Consider the following 25,489-nt stretch of genomic DNA (forward strand, 5'->3'; position numbering starts at 1 on the left):
GAGGGGCCGGGCCAGCCACCGCCCCCCGTACGCGGATCGATACCGACCGGTGACTTACAGCGAACCTCTCAACCGCGCACGATCTCCGCCCGCCCGTCCCCGAGGTGAAGTTCCGCCTCGCAGGCGGCGGCCACCTCCGCGTCGTGGGTGGCGAACACGACGGCCGCCCCCCGCCGGGCCTCGCCATGCAGCAGGTCCAGCACCCGTTGCCGGTTGCCCGCGTCCAGCTCGCTGGTCACCTCGTCGGCCAGCAGCACGCCGCCGCGCAGCGCCAGACCGCGGGCGATGGCCGTCCGCTGCTGCTGGCCGCCGGACAGCTCCTCGACGAGCTGGTCGGCCTGCCCGGACAGGCCCAGCTGAGCCAGCGTCGCGGCCGTCTGCCGGCGCGCCTCGGGCGGTGCCACGCCGTCGGCGACGAGGGCCACCTGCACGTTCTCGGCAGCGGTCAGGATCGGGGCGAGCCCGTTGTCCTGCGGGATGAGGACGATGCGACGGCCCACCGCGTCGTCACGGTCGCGCAGCGTCCGCCCGTCGACGGTCACCGCGCCGTCGCGCGGCCGCAGCAGCCCGGCCATCGCATTGAGCAGGGTGGTCTTGCCCGCGCCCGACGAGCCGGTCAACGCCAGCACCCGACCCGGGCGGACCGCCACCGTAACGTCCCGGAGGACGGGTGGCGCGCCGCCGTACCCGACAGTCACCTCGTGGATGGTCAACATGTTGCAACCGCCCCCTCCGGCCCCGACGACCCGCAGACTGCCACGCGGGGTCGACTCGGCACAATCCTCGTCGATCCGCGGTGGTGTGCGGCGCGACGCCGTCAGTCGACCCGCGCGGTCAAGGTCAGCCTCTCGTACAGGACCAGGGTGGCGAGAAAGGCGGTGAGCAGCCCCATGGCCGCCAGTGCGGGCACGATCCCGGCTACGGGAACCAGCACCAGCGTCACGCCGATCGCGGTGAGCTGACCCGGCGAGGTGCGGACCGTCAGCCGCAGGAACAGGAACCGGCCGACGAGATAGAGGGCCGTCCCGCCGTACAGCACGATCGTCACCAGCCAACCCAGCGGCTCGCCGTCGGCGTGCCCCGGTCCTGCCTGCTCCTGCACTGTCGCGAGCACCAGGTGGATGCCCAGGGCGAGGTAGAGGGCCCCGGCGACCAGCGGCAGGTGCGCCAGCGTGTACGCGTCCGAGGCCAACCGCTGTCGCTGCCTGGTTTGCCGGGGCGCCGCGCTCAGCGCCTTGGCTGCGGCCGGCGCGACGCCCACGAAGTAGAGCCACCACAGGCACACCGTCGCGGCGAAACCGAACGTCGCCGCGACCAGCACCGGCAGGTGGATCACCGTCAACCCGATGCCGGCCCCGGCTGACAGCAGGGACTCGCCGAGCACGATGATCAGCACCAGACCGTGGCGTTCGGCGAAGTGCGCCCCGCTGCGCACCTCCCCGAAGCTGGCGGCGGTGGCGATCCGGCCACCGCCGTAGTCGATGACGAAGGCCACGGTCCACAACAGGGTCTGCCCGGTGCCGCCGAGCACGGCACCCGCGATCAGCGGGGCCCACGCGAGTGTTGTCGACACGGCGAAGCGCCAGGTCTGGCGGCGATACTGCCCGTTACCGGCCGAGGCGTAGAACATGAGGGCGAGGTGCAGCCCTCGTACGACGGTGTAGGCGACGGCCAGGGTCAGCGGCGGGCTCAGCGCCCCGCCCTCGTGCTGCCACGCCTCTGGAATCACCAGCGCCGCCACGAAGATGGCGCCCATCGCCGCGATCATCCCGGTCCGCACCACCCCGACGTCGGCGCGGACCTGGTTGGCCAGCCAGGTGTAGCAACTCCAGGCGTACCAGAACCAGAGCAGGAGCAGGAGCCCCTGGTACAGGGTGAGCGGCCGCAGCGACTCCGCCATGAACCCGATCAGCCGCGTCAGGGCGAAGACCAGAACCAGGTCGAAGAAGATCTCGAAGGTGGTCGCCCGGTGCGCCTCCTCCACCAGCACCGGCCGGGATCGAAGGACGCGGCTCATCAGCTCATCCTCGTCCGTTCACCACCGCATCCGACGGTCGATGCGCCAATTGTCAACGGCTGCTCAGGCACCCGTCGACGAGCCGAAGAGCAGGTCGAGGTGGGCGTCGAGCGCCCTCAGCGCCTGCTCGGCCGTGTACTGCCCACCCAGCAGATAGACGCCCAGCCCCTCCATCAACGCCAGCAGGCCCGCAGCCGCGGCGTCGGCGTCCCGACCGGGGAGGACGCTCGCGATGAACCCGACCAGCCGCACGGTGTCCTCGCGCAGGCTGGGCGCGGCCGCCGGCCGCACCGCCGTGTAGGCGAGGAACGCCAGCGCCACCCGCCCGTCGTCGCGGGTCCGCTCGGCGAGCGGCAACAGGGCGGCGATCATCGTGCGCAGCAGCAGCCGAGGCGAGGGGTCCGGGCCCAGCCGCGCCAACGCCTCGGTGACCCGGATCTGGCTGCGCTCGCGGATCACGGCCAACGCGAACGCCATCATCTCGTCCTTGGTACGGAAGTAGTGCTGGACCATCCCGGCGGACACGCCGGCCTCGGCAGCCACGTGACGGAGGCTGACCGCCTCCAGGCCCTGGTCCGCGGCGACCCGCATCAACGCGTCCGCGATGAGGGTGCGTCGCTCCTGGTGATCGACCTTCTTGGGCATGACCTCGATCATTTCAGAGTGGGTGGCCCGGGCACTGCGCCGACGGGCGGCAGCTACCGGCTGACGGCTCCGGGAGCGGGGGTGCCGCGTGCGCTGCGCAGGAGGCCGTCGGGGTCGTCGGCGTACAGCCGCAACTCGTCCATCGGCTCCGAGCGGCCCTTCGGCAGGTCGAAGGCCGTCGGCCGGCGCAGCACGACGTCGATGCTCGTCTGGCTGCCGACCGAGATGAACAGGACCCGGCGCTCGCCCTCCTGCTCGACCTGGATGGACCTGCTGGAGGGCAACGAGCGGTACCGCTTGCGCAGGGCCTCGATGTCCGTCCAGGGGATCCAGATGTCGATGCCCGAACTCTGCCGTACCCGCAGGCCCCGGTCACCGACGATGTGCGGGTGGATCTTCATGCTCGCGTAGAGACCGACCATCCAGAGCAGACCCCAGACGCCCAGGCCGAGCACGATCCAGCGGGCCGGCCGCCACGGCACCACGTGGGTGACGATGAGGTCGAAGATCGGAATCTCCACGACCGACAGGCCGATGAAGATGCCCAGGATCGGCTTGACCACGCCGAGGTAGCCGAACGGGTCGTCGCCCGGGCCCAGCGGCAGCGGCCGGCGCCGGGCCCAGACGTAGAGGCTGCGCCACATCGCTGCCTCCATTGCGGCGACCCGGCGCAGCAGCGGATCTACCGTCGTCCTGGCCGGGGCCTTCATGTCGGTCATTGCTCGTCCTCGGGGTCGTGGGCGGCGGTCAGTGGACGGTGACGGTTCCGGCACCGCCGTCGACGGTGACGACCTGGCCGGTGGAGATGGTCCGGGTCGCGTCGGGCACGCAGATGACGGCGGGTATGCCGTACTCCCGGGCCACCGTGGGGCCGTGCGCCATGATCGCGCCGGTCTCGGTGACCAGCGCCGCGGCGGTGAGGAACAGCGGGGTCCAGCCGGGGTCGGTGGTCGCGGCGACCAGGACCTCGCCGGGCTCGACGTGGGCGGTGGCCGGGTCGTGCACGACCCGGGCGGGGCCGGTCACCCGGCCCGCCGACGCGCCCACCCCGGCGAGGGTGCCGTCGCGGGCGGGCGCCGCCGGCAGGACGGTCTCGACATCGGTGCCGTCGGACAGCAGCGCCACCGGTACGGACCTGCGGCGCAGCTCCCGGCGGTGCACGGCCCGGCGGGAAGCCACCGTGGCCCGGTGGTCGGTGCCCTCGTGCACCGCCGTCTCGGCCTCGTCCAGGGTCAGGAACATGATGTCGTCGGGCTGGTCCAGCAGGCCGGCGGCGTTCAGTTCGGCGCAGATCAGCAGCAGTTGCCGGCGCGTCTCCCGCAGCGGGTACAGCCCGGCGAACTTGCCAGCCTCGCGCAGGCCGGCCAGCGACCGGGCCCGGCGGAGCAGGAACCCGGCGACGCGGCCGCGTACCGGCCGGCGACGGCGGGCCCGCGCGACCAGTTCCTCCAACGCGGTTTCGGCCGCCGCGGCGGCCCGTTGGAAGCGCTGGTCGGGCCCCTGCCGCGGATCGGTGACCCGCAGGTAGTTGGCGATGGCCGCGAAGACCGGCGCCGGATCCTCCGCCCAGCGCGGCACGCCGAGGTCGACCTCGGCGACGCCGCGATGACCGTAGGCGTCCAGGAACGCGGCGATCCCGATGTCGGGCAGCGCCCCGCGCAGGTAGCGCGCGGCCAACTCGTCCGGCGGGGTGTCGAGCAGGAGTTGGCGATGCTCGCCCGCGTTCCGGGCCAGCTGCCAGAGTGCCAGATCCATCTCGATGGTGACGTTGTGCGGCATCCCGCCCAGCACGCTGTGGATCTCGTCCGGGCTCGCGACGCCCTTGAGCAGCGAGGCCGGCAACGCGGCGGCGAGCATCCCCGTCACGATGGGCCACATGATGTCGTCGGCGCTGTCGTCGGTGTCCCGCGCCCGTAGGAAGCGCAGTCGGTCGGCGGCGGTCCGCAGGTCGTCGGGTGCCGCCGACCGTACTCTCATCTGCTCGATCGCCTGGAACATCCGGACCCGCGCCGCGTCGGGGCGGGCCAGCGCGCGCAGGATGCCCACCACCGCGCGGCCGGCCGTGCGCAGGGACGCGGCCCCTGCCGCGGCGCCGCGCTGGCTGCCGCCCGTGGTCGGGGCGAACCGCGGATCCGCCAGGACGTGCTCCATCACCGTCTGTGCCCGCGGCCCGAAGTCGACGGCCATGAGCTTGACCAGCCGCTGGCGGGACGACCTGCTCCGGGCCAGGTCGGTCAGGTCACCGTAGAGGCGTCCACCGATGTCGACGATCTCCACCCGGATGCCGAGCGAGGCGAGCATCGCCGCGACCTGCGACCGGAGTGTGGACATGCCCATCGGCGTGACCGGTTGCAGCATGCCCTGAACGTGGCCGAACTCCAGGTAGACCCGGGGGAGGGGCTTCGCGGTCTCCGGAGGGAGGGGGAAAAGGCTGGTGATCGGCCGGGACTGGAGCAACCACAGCAGGCCGCCTCCGTCGATCGCCCATTCCACGTCCTGCGGGCAGCCGAAGTGACCCTGCACCCGCTCACCCGTGGTCCGCAGCTCCTCCAGGTGCGCCGACGTCAGGCATCCCGCGTCGTCCCGGGTGACGCCGTCGAGGACGTAGTGGTCCACGGTCGTCGCGCCGTCCACCACCGTCGTGCCGAGCCCCGGCGCCGCGTCGACAGCCATCTCGTCGCGGCGGCCCGTCAGGGGGTTCGCGGTGAACAGCACTCCCGCCACCGCGGGTGTGATCATGCGTTGCACGACGACGGCCATCCGCACCGCCTCCTGATCGATGTCGCGGGCGTCGCGGTAGGCGGTGGCGCGGACGGTGTGCAGAGAGTCCCAGCACTTTCCGATCGCGGCGATCAGCGCGGTGGCGCCCACGACGTTCAGGACGGTGTCCTGCTGCCCGGCGAAACTCGCGTCCGGCAGGTCCTCCGCGGTGGCGCTGGAGCGCACCGCCACAGCGCCCGCGCCGAGCCGCTCGTACGCGGCGACGATCTCCGCTTGGGGGATGACGCCGTGCCGGTGGGCCTCGGTGGTGACGCAGAACCCGTCGGGGACCCGTTCGCCCAGCCGGATCAGCTCGCCCAGCCCGGCCGCCTTGCCACCCACCAGGTCGATCATGTCGGCGGTTGCCTCGGACAGCGCGATCACGTGCATCTGGGGCCTTCTCCCTATGCAATGCAACTGCATTGCATCCACCGTACCCGGTTGGCGATACGACTGCAATGTGACGTCGGTGCGGCCGGAACGGCAGTGGTAACCCGGTGCCGGGGCGTTGCCGCGGTCTGCCATGCTCGGTGCGGTGACGACCGGCCAGCTCACCAGAATCCGCACGCACCGCCGCGTCCGCGGCCGCCGCATCACCTGGCTTCTCGTCGCCCTCGTCGCGGTCGTGGCCGCCCTCGCCGCCGCCCTCGTCGTCGTGCCCCTGCTGCGACCGCCAGGCCCGCGTCCGCTCTTCCAACTCCCGGTCGGCTGCGGCGAGACGTGGCAGCTCAGCACCTACCCCGGCCACGACGACTACGACGTCGACCTGTTCCCGACCGAGGGTGAGGCGTGGGGGCGGCCCGTGCTGGCGTCCTACGCCGGCACGGTCACCGAGGCGGGCGTCAACGGCGCGGTGGGCGGGCGTAACCCGGAGAACCCGGAGGGCCCCCGCGGTCGCGGTGGCGGTTACTGGGTGAAGATCGACCACGGTGGCAAGTGGGAAACCCAGTACCTGCACCTGCTCGAACCGCCGCTGGTCCGGGTGGGTCAGCGCGTCGCCCAGGGCGACCAGATCGGCCGCCTCGGCAGCACCGGCAACTCCGGCGCCCCCCACCTGCACTATGAGCAGCGCCGAGGCTGGGACAAGGTCGAGACGCACTTCGACGGGGAGCCCTCGGGTATCACCACCGACGAACGCGAGCACATCGTCAAGCGGACGAGCAACAACTGCCAACCCGGGTGACCGCCAGCGGCACCGTCTGCTGAGGACCGAGCAGCCCACGTTTGTCCCAGAACGGCTCCGGGCAACTGGTGTGGTGACAGTTCAGACGCAGGGAGGAGCCGGCGATGGTCAAGGGTGACGTCGACACGTACCACGAGGACGGGCAGTGGAAGAACCGGCCCGAGGGCAACGAGCGGGCCAGCAGCACGCACGACTCCAAGGCCGACGCGCAGGGCCAGGGTCGCGAGATGGCCGCCGACCGTGGCGTCGAGCACGTGATCAAGAAGCAGGACGGCACGATCGGTGAGAAGAACACCTACCCGCGCAGCCGCGACCCGCGAGACATCGAGGGCTGACAGCTTCCAGCCCCCCGCGGACCGGCCTCTTCGGTACGACCGAGGAGGCCGGTCCGCTTCGGCATGCGGCCGAGCGTGGGCTGTCTGGAGCCTGACCCGCCGCGTCGGATAGCGGCCGAGGAGGACCGATCAGGCCGGCACCACGTACGGGAACGTGTCGGCGCGGGCGGCCTTGGTCACGTCCGAGGTGAGGCCGGAGGTCATGCCGGTGTTCAGCACCAGGGAGAACATCACCTCGGGTGCGTTGTCGGCCATCGTGCGACCGTTGCGGACCGCGAAGCCGTAGTTGGCCGCCGTCCCGACCTGGTACGACAGCACGTCCGGATACACCGCCCGCGCGACGCTCCAGCCGTACGCCTCGGGATCGGGCGCGGTCCCGTTCGCCGCGACCACCCGCGCGACCGCGGACGCGATCTCCTCGCCGTCCTCCTTGAGGTCGTTGCTCGGGTGCCGGGCGTTCGCCGGGTTGGAGAAGTCGGTGTCGGTGGGCCAGAAGATCGGCCACATCATCGGGTGGCCGCCACGGTTGATCGGCCGCCACCCCCCGGCGTCGGTCGCCAGCTTGGTGGTGCACCAGACACCGATCTGTGTGCCGTCGCGCAGCATCGGCTCATCCTGGGAGACCTCGAGGACGATCGACTCGACGGTGGTGCCGGCGAAGCTGTTCTTGGCCGCGTCGGGCTTCCACGCCGAGCGGTCGAGCTTCGCGCCGTTCTTGAACGCGGCGTTGACGGTCGCGAGCTGGCCGAGGTCGATGTAGAACGGGTCGGTGATCCGCCCGGCCCAGATCCGGAAGTTCCCACCGCTCGACACCTCCCCGGTCCGACCCTCGACGACGGGGGTGCCCATCGCGGCGTCGTCGCGGGCATCCGCTCCGGTGAGCTCGTAGACCATCAGCGTCTGCTTCCCGGCGCCGTCCGGTTCGCCGAACGCCACCCGGTAGGTCATCTCCTCGAACTCCCCGCCGTTGACGTGAATCTTGAATTCGTAGCGCGCCTCGGCGTGGAAGCCGCGCTTGATGTCGGCCTTCGTCACCGAGCTGTTGACGTCCATGACGAACACGGTCGAGCGGTCACCGTTGAAGACGTACAGGTCGTTGATGTAGAGCTGGCCGTTCTGGGCGGCGAGGGGCGTGTCGAGGTGGTGCGACATGAGTTCACTCCCGGTGCTGCCGGACTTGTTGGGCAAATCCGAACATAGCCGGCATCCTGGTGGCCCTCGCGCCATCGGCCAAATCCCGCGTCCCGCCGGTTGTGCGTCGGCCGATCAGGAGTCGGTGGCCGTGGCGCGGACCGCGGGGGACGCCGTGCGCTGGGGGAGGGCGACGATCGCCGAGCGGAGGCGGTCGAGGGCTTCCGCGCGGGCGCCGGTCAGCGACGGCTCCTCCGTCAGCAGTGCCGGGCGTACCTCGACGTGCCGGGGCAGCTGGGAGAACGCGGTGGTGATGGCGTCGAGCACCGCCGGTTGGCTGCCCCAGGGGCCGCCGACGATGACCAGCCGCGGATCGGCGAGCGCGACGATGGCGGCGAGCACGCCGCTGACGGCGCGCCCCAGGGCGGCACGTGTGGCCACGGTGAGCTGACGGACGCGTTCGACGTCGATGGCCGTCGTGCCGGCGCGGCGCAGGTCGAGGTCGGCGAACACGTCGATGAACCGTGTCGCCTGGCCGTGCGGGCCGATGGTCACCAGGTGGGCGATCTCGCCGGCGAGCCCGGAGTGGCCGCGGCGTACCTCGCCGTCGCTCACGACCGCGCAGCCCAGTCCCTCGCCAAGGAAGACGTAGGCGAAGTCGCCCAGGCCGGTCGGATCGGTGTTCCGTTCGGCCTGTGCCGCCCAGTTGACGTCGTTGTCGACGATGACCGGGCCGTCGACCTGTGGCGCCAGCACGTCGACCGGGTCGAGTTCACCGAGCAGGAACGGCGCGTCGGGCAGTCGGACCAGTCGACCGCTGGCGCGTTCCACCGGGTCGGCCGCGCTGACGACCGCCAGTCGGATCGGCCCTCCGACGCTCTCCCGTGCCTGTGCGGCGGCGGTGCGCAGGGCGGCCGCCACCTGCTCGGCCCGTGCCGGCCGGCTGATGTCGTGCCGGGTCCGCCCGAGGACGTCGCCGTGGGCGTCCACCCGCTCGACCACCACCCCGTCGGGCGCGATGCTGACGGCCAGGGCGGTGCCGGCGGTGTCCGCGAGCGCGTAGTACGAGCCGACCCGGCCGCGCCCGCGCCCGCCGGGTGTCCGTTCCCCGGTGTCCACGACCAGGCCGGCCTCGGTCAGCCGGCGCACGCTCTCGCCCACGGTGGGCTTGGACAGGCCGCTGCGGGCCGCCAGGTCCGCCCGGGTCAGCCGCCGCGCCCGCATCAGCTCCCGCAGCACGTGCTCGTCGGTCAGCGAGCGGAGCAGCTCCAGCGAGGGCTTGGTGGTGGTCACCCCCCGATTCTAGGCAGGAGTCTTGCCTAGAAGGACGACCGGCCCTACAGTCTTTTCCAAGAAGGAGCCCTAACTAGAAGGAGTCGCGCCGTGAACGCCCACCCCTCCCTGGCCGTCACTTCGCTCCCGCCGCTGCCGCACTGGGAGCAGCCCCCGGACGACCTTCCCGCCGCCATCCGCCAGATCAAGGCCGCGCTGCGAGCCCGGATCGAGGCCTCCGGCCGTACGGTCGAGGAGGTGTTCGCGGTCGTCGAGCAGCGGGTCCGGGCGAAGGTCGACGAGATCGCCGCCGACAGGGACCGCGGCGAGACGATCTGGCCGGTCATCGAGTACGCGGACATCGAGGCCGGCACGGTGTCAGCCGAGGCGGTGCAGAAGCTGCGCCAGCGGGGCTGCCTCGTCGTACGCGGACACTTCGACCGCCAGCAGGCCCTCGACTGGGACCGCGACATCGTCGACTACGTGGACGGCAACGGCTTCTTCGACGCGTACCGAGGCCCTGGCGACGACTTCTTCGGCAGTGTGGGGTCGAAGCCCGAGATCTACCCGATCTACTGGTCGCCGGCCCAGATGCAGGCCCGCCAGAGCGACCGGATGGCCCGGGTGCAGGCGTTCCTCAACAGCCAGTGGAAGCACGAGTCCGAGGGCGTGCGGTGGTTCGACCCCAACCGCGACTCGCTCTACCCGGACCGGATCCGCCGCCGGCCGCCGGGCGCCGACTCGGGCGGCCTGGGCACCCACCTCGACCCCGGCACCCTCGACCTGTGGATGACCGAGGCGTACCAGAAGACCTTCCGCCACCTCTTCAGCGGCACGGTCGAGCAGTACGACCCCTGGGACGCCGCCCACCGCACCGCCGGCCCCCAGTATCCCGGCACCACCATGTGCTCGGCCTTCCGCACCTTCCAGGGCTGGACCGCGCTCTCCGACATGGACCACGACCAGGGGGTGCTGCACACCGTCCCGATCCCCGAGGCGATGGCCTACCTGATGCTCCGGCCGCTGCTGGCCGACGTGCCCGCCGACGACATGTGCGGCGTCACGGTCAACCAGGTCTTCCCCGCCAACGAGAGGTGGCACCCGCTGCTCATGCGGGCCCTCGCCGGCATCCCCGACGTCCGGGCGGGCGACTCCGTCTGGTGGCACTGCGACATGATCCACAGCGTGGCTCCCGTGCGGGGTCAACAGGGGTGGGGCAACGTCATGTACATCCCCGCGGCCCCGTGGTGCCCCCGCAACGAGCGGTACGCGGTCGCCGTCCGGGAGGCGTTCGAGACCGGGTCCAGCCCGACCGACTTCCCGGCGGAGCACTACGAGCGTGCCTGGCCCAACCGCTTCCAGCCGGACGGTCTCAACCCCGTCGGGCGGCGCGGGCTCGGCCTCGGCTGACCGCCGCACACGCCAGCGGGCCGCCCGAGTGTGCTGCTCGGGCGGCCCAGGCGCTGGTGGTACGGGTTGCGCGCGTCCTCAGACGCGGGACCACTTCTGGTTCGCGGCGCCGATGCAGTCCCACAGGTGCAGCTTGCCGCCGTTGTTGGGGTTGGCGTCCCGCACGTCCACGCACCGGTTGGCGCTGAGGTTGACCAGGTCGCCGGCGGCGTTGAGCGTGAAGCGTTGGGCGGGATTGCCGTTGCAGGAGACCAGATTGACCTCGGTGCCGTTGGCGGTGCCGGCCCAGGCGGGGTCCATGCACTTGCCCATCGCGCGGACGGTCCCGTCAGAGGCGAACGTCCAGGCCTGCGCCGCGGTGGTGTTGCAGTCCCAGATCTGCAGCTTGGCGCCCTCGACCGGGTCGGCGTTGGGGATGTCGATGCAGCGTCCGCTCTGCGCACCCCTGATCCGGCTGGTGCCGGGGGCCGGGTCGCCGCCACCGCCGGAGGTGTAGCCGGACACCCGGACGTAGTCGACGAGCATCTGCTGCGGGAACTGCGTGGAACCGTCCGGGTAGCCGGGCCAGTTACCGCCGACCGCCACGTTGAGGATCATGAAGAACGGGTGGTCGAACACCCACCGGTTGCCGCCCAGCCGGGCGGGGTCGACCCGGTGGTACTGCACGCCGTCCAGGTACCAGGTGATCACGTTCGGCTCCCAGTCCACCCGGTAGGTGTGGAAACCGTCGGCGAGCGGCCCGCCGAGCGTGCGGCTGCCGGTGATGCCTCCGCCGCCGGAGTAGCCGGGCCCGTGCACGGTGCCGTAGACGGTGTTGGGCTCCCGGCCGATGTTCTCCATGATGTCGATCTCGCCGACGTTGGGCCACCCGCCGCTGCCCGTGCCGAGCATCCAGAACGCCGGCCAGATGCCCTGACCGCGCGGGATCTTGATGCGGGCCTCGAACCGGCCGTACGTCTGGGTGAAGGTGGCCGCGGTGAGCAGCCGCGCCGAGGTGTACTCGCAGCGCCCGTAGTGGCACTGGTAGTTGGCGGGATTGTCCCGACGGGCGGTGATCACCAGGTTGCCCTGCCCGTCGTGGACGGCGTTGCTGGTGCTGTTGGTGTAGTACTGCCGCTCGTTGTTGCCCCAGCCACTGCCGCCGATGTCGAAGCGCCATTTGTTCTGGTCCACGGCTGCGCCGGCCGGAGCGTTGAACTCGTCCTGCCAGGTGATCGGGCCGATGGCGGCCTCGGCCCGGTCGGGGTGCGCCGGGAGGACGAGCGACGCCGCGGTGGCGATGAGAGCGACCGCGGCGAGGACGAGGGGTCGGAAACGGGGGGCGGGACGGGCTTTGAACACGGGGGCTCCTCAGCGAGGGGGTGGCGGAGCTGTGCACCGGAGGCATGAGAGCGCTCTCTACAACGAAGCATGTCGATGTCGTAGCCGTTTTGTCAAGAGTGTTTCCAATGCGACGACAGTCCGTTACCACCTGATGCCGTCGGGTGGCCGCTACGGGTCCGTCAGCACATTCCTCCGATAGGGGTCGAATCGATCCTTCCTATTGCCGTGGGGCGTCCATGGGGGACAGGATGACGAGGCTCGCCGGAAACATCCCCGTAACCTGCGCGCTGCTGGTCTCTGTCACGAGGAAGTGGGAGTCAGTCATGAGCGACGTGTCGACGGCGCTGGGTGTGCGCCTCTACCCGGACCTGGTCGAGCCGGGTGGTCTGGCCCCCGCGCTCATCGAGATCGCTGCGCGCCACCAGCTCGATCTCGGCCGGGTCACCGCCCCCGAGCAGGGGCGTGCGCGGTTCACCTGCGCCGAGCTGCACTCCGACCAGGGCGTGGTCTGCGTCGGGCTGGGTTCTCAGGCCCGGTACTTCATGGTGGACCTTCGGGTTGCCGACGAGGTTCACGCACGAGGCGACGCCATGGACCTCGTCCAGGTGGCCCAGCTGGCCGCGGCCTGGCGGGCCGGGCTGACGCTCGCCGAGCTCACCGCCCGGTTCCCGTTCATGGAGGAGATGAAGCGCCGCCCCGCGCCCGTGGCCCAGGTCAGCTAGCGCGTCAGCAGCGCAGCCGGGGCGGCAACGCCGACCCGGTGGTGGCCTCGCGGTCCAGGTAGGTCGCCTCGACGAAGGTGAGGAAGCGTTCCGCGTCGTTCGCGTTGGAGGCCAGACCGAAGGAGACGCGGACCGCGCCACCGGTCGGCAGCCGCAGCGCCCCGAGGTACTGGTCGATCGTGTCGATCCGCGCGAGCAGCCGCCGGCGCAGCGAACCTCGGCTGATCCCGAACGCGCCCTCACCCGCGCCCGGGTTGCAGAAGCAGCCGGTACGCAGGGAGAAACCGGCCGCCGCGGACTCCTGCGCGACGAGCCGCTCGTCGACCAGGGAGCCGTCCGGGTGGCGGAGGTTGAACGTCACCGTGCCGCCCCGGCCCTCGCCCGTCGCCGGCCCGTACACCTGGACCAGTGGCCGCCCGGTGCGGTGCCGCAGCGTGGTCAGCCGGTGCAGTAGCCACTCGGTGAGCAGGCCGACCCGGGTGTGCACGAGGTCCACGCCGACCGAGTCGAGCCAGCGCAGCCCGAACTCCACGTCCGGGATGCTCAGGAAGTTGAGCGTGCCGTCCTCGAACGCCGACTCGTCGTCCATCGACCGGTGCCAGTCACCCTGCACGCTGACCGCCCGGATCGTGCCGCCGGCGAACCACGGCCGGCGCAGCCGGGCCAGCGCGTCGCGGCGGGCCAGCAGCGCACCGACCCCGGTGGGGTAGCCGAAGAGCTTGTACCAGCTCAGGCAGACGAAGTCGGGCCGGACGGCGCTAAGATCCAGCCGGTTCGTCGGGGCGTACGCGGCGGCGTCGAGCAGCACGTCGTACCCGTGCCGGTGGGCCAGCTCCACCCAGCTCAGCGGGTGCTGCACCCCGGAGAAGTTGCTCTGCGCCGGGTACGCGAACAAGCCCCGAGCGCCGGGCCGACCCCACCGCGCGGCCAGCCCGCCACGGCTGCCGTCCAGCACGTCGACCAGGTCCGCCTCGGCGACCCGCAGCTCCGGGCCGGTCAGCGGTACGTAGCGCACCGGCGCGCCGGCCGCCCGGGCGTACTCGCGGATGCCGTTGACCGAGTTGTGGTTGTCCCAGGTCAGCACGAACGGTGCGGCCCGGCCGAAGTCGTACGCCTCGCCGACCAGTCGGCAGGCGCCGCTGGCGTTCGGGGTGAAGACGACCGCGTACTCCGCCGGGTCGGCGCGGAAGAAGTCGAGCACCGCCTGCCGGGCCGACTCCACCAGCGACCCGGCCGCCTCGGAGGTGGGGTTCTCCGAGTGCGGATTGCTGTAGAGGCCCGCGAGCAGCCGGTCGTGGTGGGCTCGCACCTGGGCCTGTGCGGCCACCCCGGCCCCGGCGTAGTCGAGGTAGACGTGGCCGTGCCGGTCGAGATGCTGATACTCGGTGGCGCGCAGTTCGTCGAGCCGGGCCGTGCCGGCGTACCCCGCCAGGGTGGCTGGCGTGGTGCCGGCGGAGGCGGGGGATGTCGGCTCAGGAGGCACGGTGGGGCTCCCGCCGGACCAGCACCACCCAGGTGGCGCCCAGGAAGAGCACCACGAAGCCGCCGAGCACCAGCCAGTTCACCCACACCGGCCGGGAGAAGCTGTCGCCGTACGTCGCCAGCAGGGGCGGACCGAGCGGGGAGGCGCCGTCCCGCCAGAGCCGCTCCACCCCGGCCGTGTGGCCCAGGCCCTCGAACGCCCACCGGTTCGACATCGCGTAGCTGAGCCACTGACCGCCAACCGCCATGGCCGGCACGGGCAGGATCGCGCCGACGAACAGCACCTGCGGGAAGCAGAGCATCGGCAGCATGAGCGTCGCCTGGGCGGCGTCCGACACGGCCGCGGAGCACAGCAGGCCGAGGGTGAGCGCGGCGGCCGAGGACAGCAGCAGCGTCGTGTACAGGGCGGCGAAGTCTGCGCCGTCGACCGGTGGCAGCCGGTCGATGCCGCGCAGCACACCGAGCAGGGCGAGGTCCACCAGGGCCAGCAGTGGCAGCAGCACGGCCACCTTCGCCACCAGGTACGGCACCAGGCGGACACCCGCCAGCCGCTCCCGGCGCAGGATCGGCAGCTCGGTGCAGATCTGGAGCAGGCCGTAGGTCAGCCCGAAGAAGAAGCCCCCGAACGCGATCCAGAACAGGATCATCACGGTCACGGTCGGGCTCGGGTGCGCCGGGTCGAACGCCCCGGGGCGGAACAGCAACGCGAACATGCCGAGCACCATCAGCGGCGAGCCGAGCAGGATCGCCAGGGTGAGCCGGTTGCGGGCGACGATCTCGGCGTTGCGTGCGGCGAGGACGGCCAACTGGCGCAGCCGGCCGACCTGCCGCTGCCCCGGGGGTGAGGCGCCCGGACGGCCCGAGCGGGTCGGCGGGTCGGTGTCGCGGTGCGCGGCGAAGCGGTCGGGCCACGCGGCCGGGTCCGTCTCCTCGTCGAGCCGCAGGTGCACCTCGGCGAGGGACGCCAGGCCGAAGAACCCCCGGGCGTCCGCCGGCGTGCCGGCGAACGCCAACCGGCCCTGACGGGTCAGCACGACGACCCGGTCGCAGTGGTCCACGTCGGTGATCTGGTGGGTGGTGAGCACCACCGTGGTGCCGGCGTCGGCGAGCGTACGCAGCACCCGGAGCAGGTCGACGGCGATCGCCGGATCCAGCCCGGAGGTGGGCTCGTCCAGGAAGAACACGCCCGGCCGGGTGAGCAGCTCGACGGCGATGCTGGCGCGTTTGCGCTCCCCGCCGCTGAGCCGGCCCACCGCGACGGCGGCCCGTTCGGTCAGCCGCAGCGCGGCGAGCACCTCGGCGACCCGGCCGGTCACCTCGGCCGGGCCGGCGTCGGGTGGCAGGCGCAGTCGGGCCGCGTACCGCAGCGTGCGTTGCAGGGGCAGCTCGCGGTGGATGATGTCGTCCTGCGGGACGTAGCCGATCGGGCCCTCGCCGTCGTAAGACACCGTGCCCGTGGCCGGTGGCCGTATCCGGGCGAGCGTCTCCAGCAGGGTGGTCTTGCCGGCGCCGCTGGCGCCGATGATGGCCACCACCTCGCCCGGCCGGACGGCCAACGAGATGTCGTCCAGGATCGCTCGCCCGTCCCGGACGCGCTGACCCAGGCCGCTGCCCGTGATGCCGACGCCGGTACGCGGGGGAGAGGTCGTCTGCTCGGTCGTCATGTGCGGTGTGCCCGATCCGGTGGGGGAGTGGTCCGCCTGAATATCGTGCATCGCCGATGCTACGTCCGGCCGCCGACTTCCCGGTCTCGACCGGCGCGGCGTTCGTGCCACCTGTTCGGTGGCATGAACGCCGCGGCTGCGGGAAGAACGTCGTCCGCCGCCGGAGTGGGGGAGTCGGGATGAGGGCCGTCGTCTACGCGGACGTCCGCACCGTCGCGGTGCGGGAGGTGCCGGACGCGACGCTGGAGGCGGAGACCGACGCGCTCGTGCGGATCACCTCCACCGCCCTGTGCGGCACCGACCTGCACATGTACGACGGGCGCACCGGCGCCGACCCCGGCCTGGTGCTCGGTCACGAGCCGCTGGGCGTGATCGAGCAGGTGGGCGGCGCCGTGCAGACGGTCCGCCCGGGCACCCGGGTGGTGATCCCCACCCACCTGTTCTGCGGGACCTGCGTGATGTGCGCCCGTGGGCTCTCGGCGGCGTGCCTGCGTGCCCGGGCCGAGGCGCCGGGTGCCGCGTACGGCTACGCCGGGATGGGCCCGTACCGGGGCGCCCAGGCCGACCTGCTGCGGGTGCCGTGGGCCGACGCGAACTGCGTACCCCTGCCGGGGGAGCCGGGCGACGGGTACGAGGACGACTTCGTGCTGCTCGCCGACGCGTTCGTCACCGGCTGGCACGCCGCCGCGACCCTCGCCGGGGTCCAGGCCGGCGACACGGTGGCCGTGTTCGGCGCCGGCGCCATCGGCCTGCTCAGCGCCTACTCGGCGTTGATCCGGGGGGCCCGGGTCGTGTACTGCGTGGACGGGGTGGACGCCCGGCTCGACAAGGCCGGTGAGATCGGCGCGGTGCCGGTCGACTTCCGCCGGGGAGACCCGGTCGAGCTGATCCGCGCGGACCGCGCTCGGGCGGGGCTGCCGCTGGGCGAGGAGAAGCTGGGTGGGATCGACAAGGTCATCGACGCGGTCGGGTTCCAGGCCCGCGACCGCGTACGCCCCGACCAGGAGCGTCCCGACCAGGTCATCGCCGACGCTGCCCGGCTGGTCAACGCCGCCGGCGCCATCGCCGTCGCCGGGGTGTACCCGGACAAGGACCTGCATCCCGGCCCCGGTGCGAACGCCCACGAGGACCTGGTCGCACCCTGGGGGACGCTGTTCAGCAAGGGCGTCTCGGTCCGCTTCGGCCGTACCCACGACCGCCGCTACACGGTGCTGCTGCGCGACCTGGTCGTCTCCGGCCGGGCCCGGCCCAGCGTGATCGTCACCCACCACGGCGCCCTCGCCGACGCCCCCGAGCTGTACCGCAGCTTCGACCGCCGGGAGAACGGGGTGATCAAGGCGGTGCTGCGCCCGTGAGCGCCGGTCGGCCGGCCCTCAGAGGTTGAGTGGCACCGGGTCGGTCGCCAGCTCCCGCAACCGTCCACCCGGGTCGGGCACCAGCCGCCGGGCCGACAGATCCAGCAGCCCGCCCACCCCGGTCAGCCGCGCCACCGGGGTCCCGTCCGCGCGGGTGTAGTCCTGGTCGATGTGGAACGCCCGACCCTCGCCCCAGCGGAACTGGCAGGTGACATCGACCTCGTCGCCGCCGCGCAGCTCCCGCAGGTACGTCACGGTCACCTCCATGGCGACCGGTCCGACGCCCGCGGCGAGCAGCCGGTCCTGCGGGATGCCGGCGGCGCGCAGGCACTCCCACCGGGCGTGCTCGGCGTACTGGAGGTAGACGGCCTGGTTCAGGTGGCCCTGGGTGTCCAGCTCGTAGCCGCGGACGGTGATGCGTACCTGGAAGGGATCTGCCATGTGCCGAGGGTAGTGGGACGCCACCGACCAGGAGGGCGTGCGATGGGCCACATTCACGACGGCGAGTCCCTCGGATGGCCGCGCGGCCGACGCCTTCGTCAAGATCGTCGGCAGGACACAGCAGGACGACGATGTCGACCCATTCTTCCTGCTCCTGGCCGCGTTGAGCGGCGTGGATCACATCGCGGCCCCCGGCCCACCCGCGTCGTCCCGGCCGTGGGGGCCCGGGACCGGCCGAATCAAGATCGTTCGATCGCGCTGGGCGCTCGGGGAGCTGTCCTGCGGCGGATCTTCGGGCGTCGTGCCTGGTGGGGGCCCTGCCGGCAGTGGCTGGTGTCGATCAAGGCGCATTTCCTCCTTGATCGACGTGCGACGAGTGCGCCGGAGATGCGGATGGGGCAGCGGGGGCTGCCGGGACCGGGCGAACACTGTGCTACGTCTATATTGCCGGATTGTTACATTTTCAACAGGCCCTCGCCTTGCGGATGACCCTTCCACCGCAATACGTTGCCGTCAACAACAAAACCGAGTGAAGGTCAAACCTTCCGGAGGCACCGATGACGTTGGCGAGGTGGTACGAGCGATGAGCGACGTGCCCATCCTCCTTGAGATGCGTTCCATCACCAAGGAGTTCCCCGGAGTCAAGGCCCTCTCCGACGTCAACCTGGTGGTTCGCGCCGGCGAGATCCATGCCATCTGCGGCGAGAACGGCGCGGGCAAGTCCACGCTGATGAAGGTCCTCAGCGGGGTCTACCCGTATGGCACGTACGACGGCCAGATCATCTACCAGGGCGCGGAGACCCGGTTCTCCGACATCCGCGCCAGCGAGAACGCCGGTATCGTGATCATCCACCAGGAGCTCGCGCTCATCCCGGGCATGTCGATCACCGAGAACATCTTCCTCGGTAACGAGCCGCGCAAGCGGGGCGCGATCGACTGGACGGCCGCGAACCGGATGGCGCTGGACCTGATGGCCCGGGTCGGTCTCGAGGAAGACCCGGACACCCTGATCAAGGACATCGGTGTCGGCAAGCAGCAGCTCGTGGAGATCGCCAAGGCGTTCGCCAAGGACGTGAAGCTGCTCATCCTGGACGAGCCGACGGCCGCCCTGAATGAGGCGGACTCCCGGCACCTGCTGGACCTGCTGCGCGGCTTCCGCTCGCGTGGCATCACCTCGATCATGATCTCGCACAAGCTGAACGAGATCGAGGCGATCGCCGACCAGATCACCATCCTCCGCGACGGCCGGACGGTCGAGACGCTGGACGTCAAGGCGGACGGCGTCGACGAGGACCGGATCGTGCGGGGCATGGTCGGTCGCGAGCTGAGCAGCCGGTTCCCGGAGCACACGCCGAAGATCGGCGAGGTCTTCTTCGAGGTTCGCGACTGGAACGTCCGGCACCCGATCTCCGCCGAGCGCCAGGTCTGCAAGAACGAGAGCTTCGTGGTGCGCCGCGGCGAGATCGTCGGCTTCGCCGGCCTGATGGGCGCCGGCCGCACCGAACTGGCGATGAGTGTCTTCGGCCGCTCCTACGGGGTGTACGAGTCGGGCACGATCATCAAGGACGGCAAGGAGATCGTGCTGAAGTCGGTGGCGGACGCCATCGACAACGGGCTCGCGTACGTCAGTGAGGACCGCAAGGCGATCGGTCTCAACCTGCTCGACGACATCAAGGCGTCGACGGTGGCCGCCAAGCTGTCCAAGATCTCGCACCACGGCGTCCTCGACGAGGTGGAGGAGTACAAGGCGGCCGAGGCGTACCGCAAGGAGTTGCGGACCAAGGCCCCGACGGTCGACGAGAGCGTCTCCAAGCTCTCCGGCGGCAACCAGCAGAAGGTGGTGCTGGCGAAGTGGATGTTCACCGACCCGGACCTGCTGATCCTCGACGAGCCGACGCGCGGCATCGACGTGGGTGCCAAGTACGAGATCTACGGCATCATCCAGCGGCTCGCCGACCAGGGGAAGGGCGTCGTCGTCATCTCCTCGGAGCTGCCTGAGCTGATCGGGCTCTGCGACCGCATCTACACCGTGTTCGAAGGCACCATCACGGGCGAGATCGCCCGGGCGGACGCCACCCCGGAAAACCTCATGAAGCAGATGACCTCTACGAAGAAGATGCTGACACGATGAGCCGATTGAAGGACCTTCAGAAGAACCTGTTCGGAGGCACCACCTCCAACGCTCGCCAGTTCGGGATGATCTTCACCCTGGTGGCGATCGTCGTCCTGTTCCAGATCCTGACCGACGGCCTGACCCTGCGGTCGGACAACCTGATCGCGCTGTTCCAGCAGAACTCGTACATTCTGATCCTGGCCATCGGCATGCTCATGGTGATCGTGGCCGGGCACATCGACCTCTCGGTCGGCTCCGTCGCCGCCTTCGCGGGCATCCTGGTGGCCAAGTCGATGTCCGACTGGTCGCTGCCCTGGCCCGTCGCCATCCTCTTCGGCCTCGCGATCGGCGCGATCATCGGCGCCTGGCAGGGCTTCTGGGTGGCGTACATCGGGGTCCCGGCGTTCATCGTCACCCTGGCCGGCATGCTGCTGTTCCGTGGTGGCAACCAGTACATCGGTAACGCCAACACGATCCCGGTGCCGGAGGGCTTCCGGGAGATCGGCTCCGGCTTCCTGCCCGAGTTCGGTCCGAACACCGGCTACAACAACGCCACGCTGCTGCTCGGCCTGGCCGCGGCGGTGGCCGTGGTGTGGCGCGAGATCCAGGCCCGCAAGACCCGTCGGGCGATGGACGCCGACCCGGCGCCGATGTGGATCTCGGTCCTGCGGATGGCCATCATGGTCGGGGTGATCGCCTTCGCGGCGCTGCGTTTCGCCAGCGGTCGTGTCGGCACCAGCTTCCCGATCTCCGGCATCATCCTGCTGGCCCTGGTGATCGCGTACTCCTTCTACACCCGCAACACGGCCGGTGGCCGGCACATCTACGCGGTGGGCGGCAACTCCCGGGCGGCCGAGCTGTCCGGCGTGAAGCTCAAGCGGGTCAACTTCTTCGTCATGATGAACATGTCCGTCCTGGCCGCGCTGGCCGGCATGATCTTCGTGGCCCGTTCGGCGGCCTCCGGACCGCAGGACGGCAACGGCTGGGAACTGGACGCCATCGCCGCGGTCTTCATCGGTGGCGCGGCCGTCTCCGGCGGCATCGGCACCATCAGCGGGTCGATCGTTGGTGGTCTCGTCATGGCCGTGCTCAACAACGGCCTGCAACTGATGGGCGTCGGCACCGACCGCGTCCAGATCATCAAGGGCCTGGTCCTGCTGCTGGCCGTCGCGATCGACGTCTACAACAAGAGCCAGGGGCGCTTCTCCATCATCGGAAGTCTGATGCGACCGTTCCGTCGCGACGACTCCGCCTCACCCGCCTCACCGCCGGAAGCGGAGCGCGAGCCCGCCAAGGCAGCGGTGTCCGGCTGACGGCCACCGACCTCTCCACCCCTTCTCAATTCCCAGAAAGGCAAGTCCGAGATGCGTAAATTCTTCGGCACGTCGGTGGTGGCCATCAGCGCCGCCGCCATGCTGGCCCTCGCCGGCTGCGGCTCCGGCCGTGACGGCGAGTCCGGTGGCTCCAGCGGAGACGCCAAGGGCTTCGCGGCGAACTCCCTGATCGGCGTGGCCCTGCCGGCCAAGACCTCGGAGAACTGGGTCCTCGCCGGTGACCTGTTCACCAACGGTCTCAAGGAGGCCGGTTTCCAGGCTGACGTGCAGTACGCCGGCGCGTCGACCACGGTGGCCGACCAGCAGGCCCAGATCACCGCGATGACGACCAAGGGTGCCAAGGTCATCGTCATCGGCGCGACCGACGCCGCGCAGCTGTCGACCCAGGTCGCCGCGGCCCACGCCGCCGGCGCGAAGGTCATCGCGTACGACCGGCTCATCACCAACACGCCGGACCTCGACTACTACGTCGCGTTCGACAACTTCAAGGTCGGCCAGCTCCAGGGCCAGGCCCTGCTGGACGGCATGAAGGCCAAGAAGCCGAACGGCCCGTACAACATCGAGCTGTTCTCCGGCTCGCCGGACGACAACAACGCCGGTGTCTTCTTCAACGGCGCGATGAGCGTGCTCAAGCCGGAGATCGACAAGGGCAACGTGGTCGTCGCCTCGAAGCAGACCGACGTCAAGCAGACCGCCATCCAGGGCTGGAAGGCCGAGGGTGCGCAGGCCCGCATGGACCAGCTGCTGACCTCGACCTACGGCAACAAGGAGCTGGACGGCGTCCTCTCCCCGAACGACACCCTGGCCCGCGCGATCATCACCTCGATCAAGGGTGCTGGCAAGCAGGTCCCGATCGTCACCGGTCAGGACTCCGAGGTCGAGTCGGTCAAGTCGATCGTCGCTGGCGAGCAGTACATGACGATCAACAAGGACACGCGGAACCTGGTCAAGGAGACCATCAACATGGTCAAGGCCCTCCAGGCCGGTAACACCCCGCAGGTGAACGACACCAAGTCCTACAACAACGGCAGCAAGGTCGTCGACACGTACCTGCTCCCGCCGGTCGCCGTCACCAAGGCGAACGCGGCTGAGGCGTACGCCAACGACCCGAAGCTCGCGCCGCTCACCAAGTAAGCACACGGTAGGCAGCAACGCCGATGGGTCCCGGATCTCCTCTTCCGGGACCCATCGTCGTCCTGGCACCCCCGCACCAGCCGGTGCCGATCCGGAAGGAGGTCTGACCGTGGCGACACCCGTCCGGGCCAGGCCCGCCGGCGTCGGCCGTAACGCGGAATCCCCGCTGCCCTCGGTCCCCGGCGCCAGCCAGGAGGAGATCCGGCGGCAGAACCTCGGCGCCGTCCTGCGCTACGTGCACCTGCAGGGGCCGACGTCCCGGGCCGAGCTGACCAGCCGGCTCGGCCTCAACCGCAGCACCATCGGCGCTCTCGCGGCCGACCTGGTCGCCAGCGGTCTGGTGACCGAGGAGGCGCCGACCACCGCCCGCCGTGCCGGCCGCCCCTCGCTGGTGGTCAGCCCTCGCTCCGACCGGGTCTACGCCCACGCCCTCAGCATCGACGGGGACCGGCTGCGCGCCGCCCGCGTGGGCCTCGGCGGTCGTGTGCTCGACCTGCGTGAGGTCGCCCGCCCCGGTGGCATGTCGGCAGCCGACGCGGTCCGGCCGCTGGCCGACCTCGTCCGCGACATGGAACGCTCCGTGGCCGCCGACGCGCTGCTGGTCGGCGGCGCGGTCGCGGTCACCGACACCACCCGAGACGGGGACGGCGTGATCCGGATCGCCGGCGTCGACGAGACGCTCGGCGTCGCGCTCGGGGCCGAACTCACCGACGGCCCGGGTTTCGTGGCCGGCGACCTGGCCGACATCGCCGGCCTGGCCGAGCACATCCGGGGCGTGGCCGCCGGCGTCGACGATCTCATCTATCTGCATGGTGACCTCGGCGTCAGCGCCGGCCTCATCGTCGGTGGCCGACTGGTGGTCGGGCACCGGGGCCACAGCGGCAAGGTCGGTCACATGGTGGTCAACCCGAACGGGCTGCCCTGCGGCTGTGGCTCCCGTGGCTGCTGGGAGACCGAGATCGGTGACGCCGCGCTGCTGCGACACGCCGGCCGGAACCCCGAGGAGCGTGGGGCGGTGGCCGAGGTGCTGCGCGCGGCGGCGGACGGCGACCCGATCGCCCGGCAGGCGGTCGAGCGGGTCGCCGACTGGCTCGGCTTCGGCGTGGCCAACCTGGTCAACGTGGTCAACCCGGACGCCGTGGTGTTCGGCGGCTCGCTGCGCGACATCTTCGTCGCCGGCGCGGACACGGTCCGCAGCCGGTTGGCGGCCATGCCACTGCCGTTCTCCCGGGAGCACCTGCGGCTGGAGCCGGCCGCACTCGGCTGTGACGCCGTCCTGGTCGGCGCCGCCGAACTGGCCTTCGACAAGCTGCTGGCCGACCCGCTGAACGTCGGCGTCGCCGGCCAGTCGGGTGCCGACGACCCGGCGTAGTGCCGCCGTGGGTGAGCCACGCGCTGTCCGTGTCGGCGCCCGACCGGGCGAGGCGTGCTCGCCCGGTCGGCACGCCATCGGTCAGCCGGCGGGGCGCAGCACGCGCCCAGGGCCGGCCGCGTTGTCGGCCGCCGCCTGGGTGCGCTGGGCGCCGGTGACGCAGACGTCGTCGCCGAGGAACGCCTCGCGCCACACGTAGCCGGCGACGCAGGTGTGCGGGCCGTACGGGCCGCTGACCCAGCGGCTCGCGGCGACCGCGTTGTCGGCGAGCACCTGTGAACGGGTCGCGCCGGTCACGCAGACGTAGTCGGACTGGTCCGCGTCGCGCCAGACGTACCCGCTGACGCAGGTGTTCGGGCCGGACACCAGCCGGGCGGGGTTGCGCCGCGACGCGGCGGCGGCGTTGTCCGCGGCGGCCTGGGTGCGCTGGGCGCCGGTGACGCAGACGTCGTCGCCGGCGTACGCCTCGCGCCACACGTAGCCGCTGACGCAGGTGTGCGGGCCGTACGGGCCGTTCACCCAGCGGCTCGGCGCGGCGGCGTTGTCCGCCCACACCTGGCTGCGGGTGGCGCCGGTGACGCAGACCAGGTCACCGGGGCGGGCCTCCCGCCAGACGTACCCCTGGAGGCAGCGGTTGACCACGTCGGTGGTCACCGTCACCGACGCGGCGTTGCCGGACACCCAGTTCACGCCGATCTGCACGCCGTTGGCGTTGAGCGACTGGGCCGGCCCGCCGCCGGGCCCGGTGCGCAGCAGGGTGGGGGTGCCGTTGCGGACCTCGTGCAGCAGCACCGTGTCACCCGGGATGCCGGCGCTCCAGCCGGTCTTCCGGCGGAACTCGACGGTGTAGTAGTGGAACAGGTCGGCCGGGTCGAACGGGATCCGGACCAGCTGCGGGCCGCTCGCCGCGGGCACCTCCAGCGGCGCCAGGGTGAGGGTGCGCGAGCCGACCCCGTCGGCGGCCATGGTGAACACCCGGTTCTTGGGCAGCCAGCCCAGCTCGTCACGGTGCGGCCCGTTGAGCCCGACCGCGCTGGTGCCGTAGTTCGCGGTGGCGAAGGCGTAGATGTGCATCGCGCTCATCTCGTCCCACGGGTCGTCGTACTCGCCGGGCTGGGACCATGGCGCGTTCTGGTAGGTGGTGTCGTTGGAGAACGAGTGGCCCAGGTTGTAGCCGTGCAGCATCTCGTGCGCGGCGAAGCCGACGTTCCAGGCGCCGGGGTCGAGCAGCACCCGGCCGCCGGCCGCGCCGGAATCCACCCAGTCGTTGAGCATGACCGCGATCCGGTTGCCGGCGGGCACCCCGTAGCCGGCGGCCGCGGCGGTGTCCACGCAGCGCTGGATGCGGGTCCACCGGTCGATCGACTGGAACTGCGCCAGCGTGTACGGCATCGTGTACCAGCCCCGGACCACCGAGCCGGCCAGCGACACCCGACCGCCGGACTGGTCGGCGAGGTAGTCCGCCACACCGCCCGTGCCGACACCGGCCGCGGTGAGGAAGTTGGCGAAGTGCGACGGCGGTCGCGGCTCGGCCGGCTTGTCGCTGAACTTGCACAGCAGCACCGACCAGGCGGTCGCGTTGCGAATCGGGCTGGCGGTCGCCGGCGCGGCCGGTAGCGCCACCGCGCCCAGGACGGCGCAGGCGAGCGCCACGGTCGACGCGGCGACCCGGCGGAGGATTGTGGACTTCACTCGTACGCTCCCATCCCTGCGGCCCGACCGACGCGGGCCCTGCGGTCCACATCGGAGCACTCGTGGTGATCGGATGGGCACGTTCAGTCGCGTTGGCGACGGGC

At 71.3% G+C, this 25,489-nt stretch carries 21 protein-coding genes; 9 read left to right on the plus strand and 12 right to left on the minus strand.

Translation table 11 applies throughout. The annotated features are described in order from the left end of the window. Positions 1-68: 68 nt before the first annotated feature. The 5 genes from AB0K07_RS08300 to AB0K07_RS08320 all read right to left on the minus strand — a co-directional run bounded on the left by AB0K07_RS08300 (position 69) and on the right by AB0K07_RS08320 (position 5,812). The gene (locus tag AB0K07_RS08300; RefSeq protein ID WP_363751974.1) at positions 69-716 is read right to left on the minus strand and encodes an ATP-binding cassette domain-containing protein; all 648 of its coding nucleotides are present in this window, start codon (positions 714-716) and stop codon (positions 69-71) included. 101 nt (positions 717-817) lie between these two features. Continuing rightward, positions 818-2,017, minus strand: a complete 1,200-nt coding sequence (locus AB0K07_RS08305) for a low temperature requirement protein A (protein WP_363751977.1) — start codon at positions 2,015-2,017, stop codon at positions 818-820. A gap of 63 nt (positions 2,018-2,080) precedes the next feature. Next, positions 2,081-2,662, minus strand: a complete 582-nt coding sequence (locus tag AB0K07_RS08310; protein ID WP_363751980.1) for a TetR family transcriptional regulator C-terminal domain-containing protein — start codon at positions 2,660-2,662, stop codon at positions 2,081-2,083. Between the two features lie 53 nt (positions 2,663-2,715). Then, positions 2,716-3,381, minus strand: coding sequence for a hypothetical protein (locus AB0K07_RS08315; protein ID WP_363751982.1), 666 nt, complete (start codon positions 3,379-3,381; stop codon positions 2,716-2,718). Positions 3,382-3,409: 28 nt separating this feature from the next. After that, positions 3,410-5,812, minus strand: coding sequence for a PEP/pyruvate-binding domain-containing protein (locus tag AB0K07_RS08320; protein WP_363751985.1), 2,403 nt, complete (start codon positions 5,810-5,812; stop codon positions 3,410-3,412). Between the two features lie 145 nt (positions 5,813-5,957). Here AB0K07_RS08320 and AB0K07_RS08325 point away from each other — a divergent pair, with 145 nt between their 5' ends. Together AB0K07_RS08325 and AB0K07_RS08330 are read left to right on the plus strand one after the other, a co-directional pair. After that, positions 5,958-6,605, plus strand: coding sequence for a M23 family metallopeptidase (locus AB0K07_RS08325; RefSeq protein WP_363751987.1), 648 nt, complete (start codon positions 5,958-5,960; stop codon positions 6,603-6,605). Positions 6,606-6,709: 104 nt separating this feature from the next. Continuing rightward, the gene (locus tag AB0K07_RS08330) at positions 6,710-6,940 is read left to right on the plus strand and encodes a DUF2188 domain-containing protein (RefSeq protein WP_363751990.1); all 231 of its coding nucleotides are present in this window, start codon (positions 6,710-6,712) and stop codon (positions 6,938-6,940) included. A 129-nt stretch (positions 6,941-7,069) separates the two neighbouring features. Here AB0K07_RS08330 and AB0K07_RS08335 read toward each other — a convergent pair whose 3' ends face one another. Both AB0K07_RS08335 and AB0K07_RS08340 read right to left on the minus strand, forming a co-directional pair. Continuing rightward, on the minus strand, positions 7,070-8,092 hold the full coding sequence (locus tag AB0K07_RS08335; RefSeq protein WP_363751993.1) for a DUF4331 family protein: 1,023 nt from the start codon (positions 8,090-8,092) through the stop codon (positions 7,070-7,072). A 114-nt stretch (positions 8,093-8,206) separates the two neighbouring features. Next, positions 8,207-9,364 carry an ROK family transcriptional regulator gene (locus AB0K07_RS08340; RefSeq protein ID WP_363751996.1) on the minus strand — a complete coding sequence of 386 codons (1,158 nt, stop codon included), beginning with the start codon at positions 9,362-9,364 and terminating at the stop codon, positions 8,207-8,209. Between the two features lie 90 nt (positions 9,365-9,454). Here AB0K07_RS08340 and AB0K07_RS08345 point away from each other — a divergent pair, with 90 nt between their 5' ends. Continuing rightward, positions 9,455-10,753 carry a DUF1479 domain-containing protein gene (locus AB0K07_RS08345; protein WP_363751999.1) on the plus strand — a complete coding sequence of 433 codons (1,299 nt, stop codon included), beginning with the start codon at positions 9,455-9,457 and terminating at the stop codon, positions 10,751-10,753. Between the two features lie 78 nt (positions 10,754-10,831). On the opposite strand, the gene AB0K07_RS08350 is transcribed toward AB0K07_RS08345, so the two are convergent. Further along, the gene (locus tag AB0K07_RS08350) at positions 10,832-12,094 is read right to left on the minus strand and encodes a family 16 glycosylhydrolase (RefSeq protein ID WP_363752002.1); all 1,263 of its coding nucleotides are present in this window, start codon (positions 12,092-12,094) and stop codon (positions 10,832-10,834) included. Positions 12,095-12,399: 305 nt separating this feature from the next. Here AB0K07_RS08350 and AB0K07_RS08355 point away from each other — a divergent pair, with 305 nt between their 5' ends. Further along, positions 12,400-12,798 (plus strand): hypothetical protein, encoded by a 399-nt coding sequence (locus AB0K07_RS08355; RefSeq protein ID WP_363752004.1) that lies wholly within the window; start codon positions 12,400-12,402, stop codon positions 12,796-12,798. Positions 12,799-12,802: 4 nt separating this feature from the next. On the opposite strand, the gene AB0K07_RS08360 is transcribed toward AB0K07_RS08355, so the two are convergent. After that, positions 12,803-14,281 carry an aminotransferase class V-fold PLP-dependent enzyme gene (locus tag AB0K07_RS08360; RefSeq protein ID WP_363752006.1) on the minus strand — a complete coding sequence of 493 codons (1,479 nt, stop codon included), beginning with the start codon at positions 14,279-14,281 and terminating at the stop codon, positions 12,803-12,805. Next, a complete protein-coding gene (locus tag AB0K07_RS08365; RefSeq protein WP_363752009.1) occupies positions 14,271-15,944 on the minus strand; it encodes an ATP-binding cassette domain-containing protein in 1,674 nt (557 codons plus the stop codon). Before AB0K07_RS08365 ends, AB0K07_RS08360 begins: the two co-directional genes overlap by 11 nt. A 179-nt stretch (positions 15,945-16,123) precedes the next feature. Between AB0K07_RS08365 and AB0K07_RS08370 the strand changes: the two genes are divergently transcribed. Then, positions 16,124-17,299: an alcohol dehydrogenase catalytic domain-containing protein gene (locus tag AB0K07_RS08370; protein WP_363752012.1), complete on the plus strand. Its 1,176-nt coding sequence runs from the start codon at positions 16,124-16,126 to the stop codon at positions 17,297-17,299. Between the two features lie 18 nt (positions 17,300-17,317). Here AB0K07_RS08370 and AB0K07_RS08375 read toward each other — a convergent pair whose 3' ends face one another. Then, positions 17,318-17,740, minus strand: a complete 423-nt coding sequence (locus AB0K07_RS08375) for an acyl-CoA thioesterase (RefSeq protein ID WP_363752014.1) — start codon at positions 17,738-17,740, stop codon at positions 17,318-17,320. Between the two features lie 583 nt (positions 17,741-18,323). Between AB0K07_RS08375 and mmsA the strand changes: the two genes are divergently transcribed. The 4 genes from mmsA (at position 18,324) to AB0K07_RS08395 (ending at position 23,693) form a co-directional block, all read left to right on the plus strand. Continuing rightward, positions 18,324-19,871 carry a multiple monosaccharide ABC transporter ATP-binding protein gene (gene mmsA / locus AB0K07_RS08380; protein ID WP_363752017.1) on the plus strand — a complete coding sequence of 516 codons (1,548 nt, stop codon included), beginning with the start codon at positions 18,324-18,326 and terminating at the stop codon, positions 19,869-19,871. Beyond that, positions 19,868-21,166 carry a multiple monosaccharide ABC transporter permease gene (mmsB, locus tag AB0K07_RS08385; protein WP_363752020.1) on the plus strand — a complete coding sequence of 433 codons (1,299 nt, stop codon included), beginning with the start codon at positions 19,868-19,870 and terminating at the stop codon, positions 21,164-21,166. The genes mmsA and mmsB overlap by 4 nt, the downstream gene beginning before the upstream one ends. A gap of 51 nt (positions 21,167-21,217) precedes the next feature. Next, the gene (locus AB0K07_RS08390; protein WP_363752023.1) at positions 21,218-22,321 is read left to right on the plus strand and encodes a sugar-binding protein; all 1,104 of its coding nucleotides are present in this window, start codon (positions 21,218-21,220) and stop codon (positions 22,319-22,321) included. A 166-nt stretch (positions 22,322-22,487) separates the two neighbouring features. Beyond that, entirely contained in the window at positions 22,488-23,693 is a 1,206-nt protein-coding gene (locus AB0K07_RS08395) for an ROK family transcriptional regulator (protein ID WP_363752787.1), read from the plus strand. Positions 23,694-23,774: 81 nt separating this feature from the next. Here AB0K07_RS08395 and AB0K07_RS08400 read toward each other — a convergent pair whose 3' ends face one another. Further along, a complete protein-coding gene (locus AB0K07_RS08400) occupies positions 23,775-25,385 on the minus strand; it encodes a hypothetical protein (RefSeq protein ID WP_363752026.1) in 1,611 nt (536 codons plus the stop codon). Positions 25,386-25,489 lie beyond the last annotated feature (104 nt).

Origin of the sequence: Micromonospora sp. NPDC049301, from assembly GCF_040678715.1 — a bacterium.
Lineage (GTDB): Bacteria > Actinomycetota > Actinomycetes > Mycobacteriales > Micromonosporaceae > Micromonospora.

Bases quoted from the DNA above. Each gene is read 5' to 3' on its own strand.
- AB0K07_RS08335 (WP_363751993.1), bottom strand. From the start codon at position 8,092: ATGTCGCACCACCTCGACACGCCCCTCGCCGCCCAGAACGGCCAGCTC.
- mmsB (WP_363752020.1), top strand. From the start codon at position 19,868: ATGAGCCGATTGAAGGACCTTCAGAAGAACCTGTTCGGAGGCACCACC.
- AB0K07_RS08330 (WP_363751990.1), top strand. From the start codon at position 6,710: ATGGTCAAGGGTGACGTCGACACGTACCACGAGGACGGGCAGTGGAAG.
- AB0K07_RS08390 (WP_363752023.1), top strand. From the start codon at position 21,218: ATGCGTAAATTCTTCGGCACGTCGGTGGTGGCCATCAGCGCCGCCGCC.
- AB0K07_RS08320 (WP_363751985.1), bottom strand. From the start codon at position 5,812: ATGCACGTGATCGCGCTGTCCGAGGCAACCGCCGACATGATCGACCTG.
- AB0K07_RS08310 (WP_363751980.1), bottom strand. From the start codon at position 2,662: ATGCCCAAGAAGGTCGATCACCAGGAGCGACGCACCCTCATCGCGGAC.
- AB0K07_RS08300 (WP_363751974.1), bottom strand. From the start codon at position 716: ATGTTGACCATCCACGAGGTGACTGTCGGGTACGGCGGCGCGCCACCC.
- AB0K07_RS08315 (WP_363751982.1), bottom strand. From the start codon at position 3,381: ATGACCGACATGAAGGCCCCGGCCAGGACGACGGTAGATCCGCTGCTG.
- AB0K07_RS08370 (WP_363752012.1), top strand. From the start codon at position 16,124: ATGAGGGCCGTCGTCTACGCGGACGTCCGCACCGTCGCGGTGCGGGAG.
- mmsA (WP_363752017.1), top strand. From the start codon at position 18,324: ATGAGCGACGTGCCCATCCTCCTTGAGATGCGTTCCATCACCAAGGAG.
- AB0K07_RS08375 (WP_363752014.1), bottom strand. From the start codon at position 17,740: ATGGCAGATCCCTTCCAGGTACGCATCACCGTCCGCGGCTACGAGCTG.
- AB0K07_RS08305 (WP_363751977.1), bottom strand. From the start codon at position 2,017: ATGAGCCGCGTCCTTCGATCCCGGCCGGTGCTGGTGGAGGAGGCGCAC.
- AB0K07_RS08365 (WP_363752009.1), bottom strand. From the start codon at position 15,944: ATGACGACCGAGCAGACGACCTCTCCCCCGCGTACCGGCGTCGGCATC.
- AB0K07_RS08355 (WP_363752004.1), top strand. From the start codon at position 12,400: ATGAGCGACGTGTCGACGGCGCTGGGTGTGCGCCTCTACCCGGACCTG.